At 57.7% G+C, this 6,571-nt stretch carries 3 protein-coding genes and 2 pseudogenes; 1 reads left to right on the plus strand and 4 read right to left on the minus strand.

Annotated elements, in window-relative coordinates; all coding sequences use genetic code 11:
• Positions 1–1,353: 1,353 nt before the first annotated feature.
• Positions 1,354–1,471 (minus strand): annotated as a pseudogene (locus ATY75_RS35400) (DNA polymerase IV); the annotation flags it as partial.
• Positions 1,472–1,511: 40 nt separating this feature from the next.
• On the opposite strand from ATY75_RS35400, the pseudogene ATY75_RS35405 reads away from it, so the two are divergent.
• Positions 1,512–1,823: pseudogene (locus ATY75_RS35405) on the plus strand (DUF4334 domain-containing protein); the annotation flags it as partial.
• A gap of 270 nt (positions 1,824–2,093) precedes the next feature.
• Here ATY75_RS35405 and ATY75_RS32555 read toward each other — a convergent pair.
• The 3 genes from ATY75_RS32555 to ATY75_RS35410 form a co-directional block, all read right to left on the minus strand.
• Entirely contained in the window at positions 2,094–2,843 is a 750-nt protein-coding gene (locus tag ATY75_RS32555; RefSeq protein WP_088940634.1) for a hypothetical protein, read from the minus strand.
• Positions 2,844–3,001: 158 nt separating this feature from the next.
• Positions 3,002–4,102 (minus strand): cysteine protease StiP domain-containing protein, encoded by a 1,101-nt coding sequence (locus tag ATY75_RS32560; RefSeq protein ID WP_004675992.1) that lies wholly within the window; start codon positions 4,100–4,102, stop codon positions 3,002–3,004.
• 114 nt (positions 4,103–4,216) lie between these two features.
• A complete protein-coding gene (locus ATY75_RS35410; RefSeq protein ID WP_011053330.1) occupies positions 4,217–5,350 on the minus strand; it encodes a phosphoribosyltransferase domain-containing protein in 1,134 nt (377 codons plus the stop codon).
• Positions 5,351–6,571 lie beyond the last annotated feature (1,221 nt).

Raw genomic sequence — 6,571 nt, forward strand, 5'->3', positions numbered from 1 at the left:
CGGCTTGCGCAGGCCTCGAAGTCCGGACCTGTGCTACTGCATAGCGCTTCATGGTGGACACCCCGATGGAGAGTTTCACGCGGTGCGCCCCCGCTGAAAACTCGCTCAACCCACTGATCGGGGAGTTCGTAACCGTACAAGACGGCCCTGTGGCCTTTAGTTCCGAGGAACCTGGACATACGCCACAGGCTCCTCGACCGAAGGTCAAGGAGTGTGGTGCCGAATCGGCCGACACCAACCGCTTGTAGGGGTTACGAAGCCCCGGGGCAGCGCGTACTGCCCTATCGAAAAAGATAGCGGGAATCCGCCCGCTGCGCAACCGAATTCTTTACAAAATTCAATAGCTTCGCTTTACGCGCGGACACTTGTCTCAAAAGCGAGAGGTCACGCTTCGGGCGGTAAAGTGGTCAGAAAACCAAAGGAGGTGCGATCAGCGGAACGCCCATTGCGAGGATTGTCTGCCCACTCTCCCGGAAGAGATGACGATGACACCTGGGAGAGCGCGGACGTCGTGGCGATCGAGGAGACGGACGATACCGTCACCGTACTTCTCTGGCATCTGAAATACTCGCAGGCAGTAATGGGGCGCCGGGCGGACGATCTTTACCTCGTTTGCGGTCAAGCACAGAAGGGGGTGAAGGGGACATGGAGCTTGAAGAACCTCATCAACCACCTGACCGTGAGAGAAACATCACATCTTAAGGGCCGGGCCCGTTTCATTCGAGGCAGCCTGAATGACTTGGCCACGCTTCGAAAGGCTGCCCGACGCAGGTTCATCGAGTACCGGATCGGGATTGTACAGCCGGGTCTTAACGGTGAAAACATACCCGCAGAACATCTTGCGCTTCTGGGAGCGACTGCCACTTCATACTGTCTGTCACCGGGTGTCCCCTAATGACTGTCGCGAACCGCACCGATCCAGCTTAGCTGCCGGCCACCGTCTCCAGCGGCGCTACTTTCCATGACGGCAGGGCCGCCGCGAACTGTCACGGCCTTCTTGGGGCTTTCGATATCGAAATTGACGTTGTAGCGGTTCCACTCTGTAACAGCGGCAGAGCCGCCGACAAAATCAGGGGTAGGAATGCTCGATGTCCTGCCGATTGTTGCGGCGGGTGCATAGCTGCAGTGCAACATAGACGCTGGCTTCATGGCGCTGGCCCGAGTATTGCTATTTTCATCGAAGCGATGCTTCCTCCCGCAACGCTTCGAAGTTTAGACGGCCCACTCCTCCTCCCAAAGGGACGTCTGTGGGAACAGCGGCACTCCTCCTCCCAGGTCGCCGTTCGGTTCTTTTAGGAAAGCCTGCCGCAGCTCCTCCCGCGGCAGGCTTTTCTATTTCGGGGCGATGGGCCGTCAGAGCCCGAGATCAAGTTGGGACTGGGGTCGTGCATTGCCGATCGGAGGTCGTCAGCGTTGAAAGCGTGACGCCGAGCAGCCGCACTGGCCGCTTGAATGGATAGACAGTCGCCAATCGACGGGGCATCGTTCGATGGTGTGCTCGAAGATCTGGCTGGTTCGGCAAACGGTTCACGCCGGACATGCGCGCCGATGTGCTGCTGTTTCGAGCGGGAGACCGGCGGCTGGTTGCCGTAGATCCCAAATGGATCCCGCTTCGGCTAACGTTGCGTTTTTATAAGATCGACAGGACGCGTGTGGCAAGCAACCAAGTTTTCCTATCTCCAGCGCCGGCTGCGGGCGAGGGCCCGGTCGCGTCTTTGAAGGCCATGATGTTCGGCTGCGTCAAGAGCGCGGCCATGGTCTATGACGATCAACCCATCGTCGACCATTTCCGGCGGATCGACGCCGAGAGGATCATGGGCGCGAAATTTCGCTGTGCGCAAGTAAGGCACGAACCGTCGAGACGGCAGTTCCTAATGAGCTCATCGAAAGGTCATATCATGCTGAAATACAAGCTCTACGTACTCGTGGTAAAAGCCGACGGGAATCTCGCGATCCTCGCCGCGCTTGCCATGGTTCTTACCGCGATATGGCGCGGCGTTTTACCCATAGGAAGTTTCTACTAAAAGACTGGAGCTGCAGGATCATTCCTGCACCCTCCTCACATATCACCACGTTCGCAGTACGCGTGTCACCTATCTCTCACGCGCAACAGCGGAAACGACAAGGTCTGTCATTTGAGAGTTACCCGGAGCGCCCCACCAGTCGCAGAGGGACAGGTAGGAGAAGTCGCTCACACTGTCACCGTAGCCGATCACTGGGCGACCTGGATGCTCCGTCCGAAGCTTTTTGAGCAGAAATTGTGAGGCCACCCGTTTTGAGATCGCAGGCGGAACTAGCGCAAGGTTATTGCCGTTGTGGTGTCGAACCCAACCCCGTTTTTCTCGAATGATCGGCACAATCTCTTCAAGGCGTGAGCCGTCTCCGTCAATCTCTTTGAAGACAACATATGTCGCGAGATCAGCTTCCATCACCGACCAGCACCGGATGTGGACGCCAAGTTCCCTCGCCTTGGTCCTGCCCTCATCGAGGAGCTTATCGAAAAAGCCGGCAAGCGGCCGGAGCTCCCTTGCGACGACCTCATGCCATTCGGCGTCAGGCTTGCCGTCCTTTTTGAGGATGACGGCACCGTTCGATACGATTGAGTAGCTTTCAAACGCGATCGTAACGCGCGAAAGAGCCTCAGAGCCGCGCGCCGTAACCGGGATGGCCTCCGTGGAGACGAGCAGCCACTCGACAAAGGCAGCTTGAATCTTCGTCATATAGGAGTTGCTTCCAGCAATGGATTTGGACGCCAATACCAGATCGGCTTCCGCGATCTCCGGTATCTTTTTCTTGGTTTGAAACAAGGTGTCGTCGAGGTCCACCAGAGCAATGGGCTTCATATGCGTACTCCAAAATGCGACTGGTTAAATATCTGATCGATTGCCAGATGTGAGCTTTCGCGGATTCTCCATTGGCAATGAATTTTACGATACGGAATTTGTCACATCTCAGTTTCCTTGACCTGCGCGCCGAGCTCGTAAGTAGACATACGTGGAGATTAGGAGACGTGCCGGATCAGCGTGACGGCGCGGTAAGGGGCGATCTTTCTAGGGGAGACGACATACGGGACGCCTTTGTTGTCGATCAGGTACATGAGGGCCGCGAGTTCTGGATCGGTTGGCGACGAGACGTACACCTTTTCCGGCACACGTCGCAGGATGGCCCTGGTCGCCTCCGCAATGCCCGGCTTTACTCGGTTGATGTTCGTTACGGCGTCCTCCCCCATCACCCAGGCGACGGCAGCGGCGGCGGCATCGCGATGCGCCCGGCGGGTCTCGATACTCCAGACGCTCGGGATTTCGGTTGCAATCACAGTGGAGACATCATTCCACATACCATCCACGAATGATCGGGAAATATCGTGTTCCGCGAGATTATCCCACTGGACGCAGGCGTGGAAGTCACCGGGACCGACGAGGGCAGCGTTGAGGATCGAGCGGCTGATAAGCCCGGATACGGTGCATCCTAGCATTCCGGAGGGAATAAGCCAGTCGTCGCCCGATGCGGCGAGCCATGCGCAGCCGCAGGGGTCGGCCAATACAACTAGCCGCGCAGGCCGGTCTGAGTAGTCCTTGAAGCTCTTTTCGAGTTGGTTCGCAATTGCTCCTTTGCCCGTCCAGCTATCTACGAAGACGATGCTCTCGACAGGACGCCTGGCAAGAATGTGGCGCATAGCCTCGTCGTCAACGCCCTTGTCGCGAATGATCGACAACCCGTAGTGTCCGACGTCCCGGCCGAGTAAGGCGATGGCCCTCTTGAGAAGGATGCCGAAGGGCACGCCGGCGCGGACCAAACTGACAAGGGTAATAGGACCCTCGACCGACTGCACGATCGCGAGGGCGAGGCGTGCCGTCTCGGCGCCCATGCGCGGGCCACCAGTGGCCATGGCCTTAGCAAACAGCTCCATGTATTCGCGGGTCGGGGCCATCTCGGCGGAAATCATTTCCGAGTAATGCCGCCGCCCGGATTGGATGGCCTCTTCCCTCGTGGCCGTGTCAGTAGGCTGAATATCCACTCTCTTGAGAAGGAGCGTCACGTCGTATTCGGCGTAGGAGCCTAGTGTGGCAGGGGAGGCGATGCTGTCATAGGTATCCCCCATGGGAGTGATGTCCTTAGATAACGCGACAGCAGTGTTGTGTCGCTGTGGACTGGCGGAAATGTCCGATCGAGTGAGCCGATTTCGAAGCGGCAGACCGCATGGCCTAAGGCGGCTTCATTCACCTTCTACGTCTGAAAGGACAATGGGATCGCCCAGTGCGGACATCAGGCTGGCACAGACATTTTCCGGGCCTGTCTCCGAGCAGAGTATAATTTTCGAGTACAGCGCTGGATCGACGTTGTAGAGGTAATGTGGAACCGTTCCGCCGTAGTTGTCGGAGAACGAAAGTACTGAACCGATCGCGTGGCCTTTCGACAGGGGAGAACGCGTCACGGATGAATAGAAAACCTCAGCGCCCTCCTTTTCCAAGCGCTCCGCAAGCAGGAAGGGCTGCCACACGTGTTCGCCCGTTCCGAGTACGAGGGTAATCCCGTCATCGGCAGCGTTTGCATTGAGACCCTGCAAGTGATCGACGACGCCGAGACGCGCCCAGTCTCGAGCGACGTCGGGACAGACCTCGGGCCGCTTAGGACGGTCACAGGAAGGGACCTGCGGAGTAGCTGCCGTGAAATCCCCACGCGGAGTCCAACTGTACCGTCCGGAAACGATAGTAGCCTCACTGACTGTTCCCGTGATCTCCGCGCGGGCAGCGCCTTCTGACCAGTCGGTAAGCGTAAGTAGGACTGTGTGCTTCAGCTTCAAACGAATTTTTGCGGGAAGGGCAGCGAAGATGTTGGCAAATGTCTTACCTGTCGAAGCCTCATCGTCAACGAGTACCAAGCCGGTCGCACCATGAACCAAGTCGCGGAGCCTTGCCTCGCATGGTTCGTGCAGGAGGTGCCGCGGGGCATGGCTATGCTCTTCCTCAAATTCGCACAGCAGCGGCAGTTTAAGATCATGGCGAGTGGAGCAGATATATATTGCATCGCCGCGACCAGTGAGTTCGCGGAACCGCCGATGGACACCCGCACCAAGGCCAATGCCCGCTTCGGCTATTCCGATGAACAAAACCGGACCAGGAATATCGGCAGGAATCTGACGTGCAAGGAGGTCGAATGCATTTCCCATGACCGAAGGGCGGATCGGCAGGAATCGACCAAGAACCTTGGAAACAAACAGAAACGAGCGGTTCGGGTTGATTCGCTGCCCGAAGCCGAACATCTCGATGGGGGGTACAAGGCTTCGATCCACGTGAACCGAGATAGTGCCGTCGGCGAGTTGCGCAGAGTATGTTGAAGGATTCACCATTGCCAGCTTTCGAAAGTACGGACGTTTACCGTGGAAAAAATCCGTGCCATATGTTTCCGTGACGCCGCACGCTCATTGGCGTCTCGTTGACGAGCAGGGTAGCACTTACCTCTCGAGGCTCAGAGTGCATCCGCGCCACGATATCGCAGGAGAATTCGCCGGCCCTTGGCGCGAAGGCCAGCACGGCGCGAGCGCCTCCCTGGTTTCAGCTTCGTTGGGGCTAAATCCCGATCTGAGGCCTTCCTGCCCCGTCGATGCGGCTCGTGACCCATCTCCGACAAAGCGACTGGGGCGATAGAAATAGAGTTTACGTCAGTTCATCCTCGCTCTCTGCGGTGAATCAGTAGCATGAAGTGAAGCAAGGGACGTGCCACTCGGACATGCAGCACGAATGCGAGCTGAATAGGCACCAGAACTCGAATATTGCATTCCAGGTCTCACGCGGCAGATGTCCAGATTGCCGGGAAATTTCGTATTGCATCCATAACGGCTTTGGGCGACGGATTGCGGGACCTGCCATGGCAAGCGCGTGCGGTCGCGAAACCTCAGATGGCGGCGAAGCGCTGCAGTTAAGAGAGATGCTGGAGCGTATATTCGCCTAAACGCTGCTGACGTGGCGGTTGGGCCTTTGAACGGTGGACGAGATCAGCCGGGAAAAAAGGCGTAGCTTCATTGAAATCGGCAGGGTGTACCCCGCCCACTACCCGGGATCAGAGCAGGCCAGCCTTGGCCCCAACCTGCGATGATAGCAGGTGCCTGGGGCACCTCCAGCACGTCGAGGGTTCTGCATCTTCGTGTCAGCCAATAGCCGACAGTTCGCACCACGTTTATATTCGCTTTGTCTGCTTTACGACAGACTTAAGTCTTGATGCCTGCACTCAGCCGTCGTTGTTCAGTCCCGGCATTTTCATGGAGCGGATCGAGGGTGAAACGTTCAGGCTGCGAAGTCTATGTCTTGCAGACGAACTCGTAGTGTGAGGCCCTTGAGGGTCTTGAGCCTGCGTGACCTGCCACTGAACTTTCATCCAGCGGCGATTAGAGCCTCGGCGGTTTTGAATACGCCAAGTGGCGCGGTGTGAGCAACCGGCAACGCGGATCGTGTCCCAGTACGTGGCGTAGGTGACGGTAGGGAGTAAAGCCGAGCGCCCGCGCGCTTCTCGCTGCGCTGTAGCGGGTGATCGGCTTTGCGGGCGGCCATCAGTGTTTTCCGCTAGGGTCGGG

The organism is Rhizobium sp. N122, from assembly GCF_002211295.1.
Taxonomy (GTDB): domain Bacteria; phylum Pseudomonadota; class Alphaproteobacteria; order Rhizobiales; family Rhizobiaceae; genus Rhizobium.

Excerpts from the sequence above, each read along its gene's own strand:
- ATY75_RS35410 (WP_011053330.1), bottom strand. The coding sequence starts at position 5,350 with ATGGTGAATCCTTCAACATACTCTGCGCAACTCGCCGACGGCACTATC.
- ATY75_RS32555 (WP_088940634.1), bottom strand. The coding sequence starts at position 2,843 with ATGAAGCCCATTGCTCTGGTGGACCTCGACGACACCTTGTTTCAAACC.
- ATY75_RS32560 (WP_004675992.1), bottom strand. The coding sequence starts at position 4,102 with ATGGGGGATACCTATGACAGCATCGCCTCCCCTGCCACACTAGGCTCC.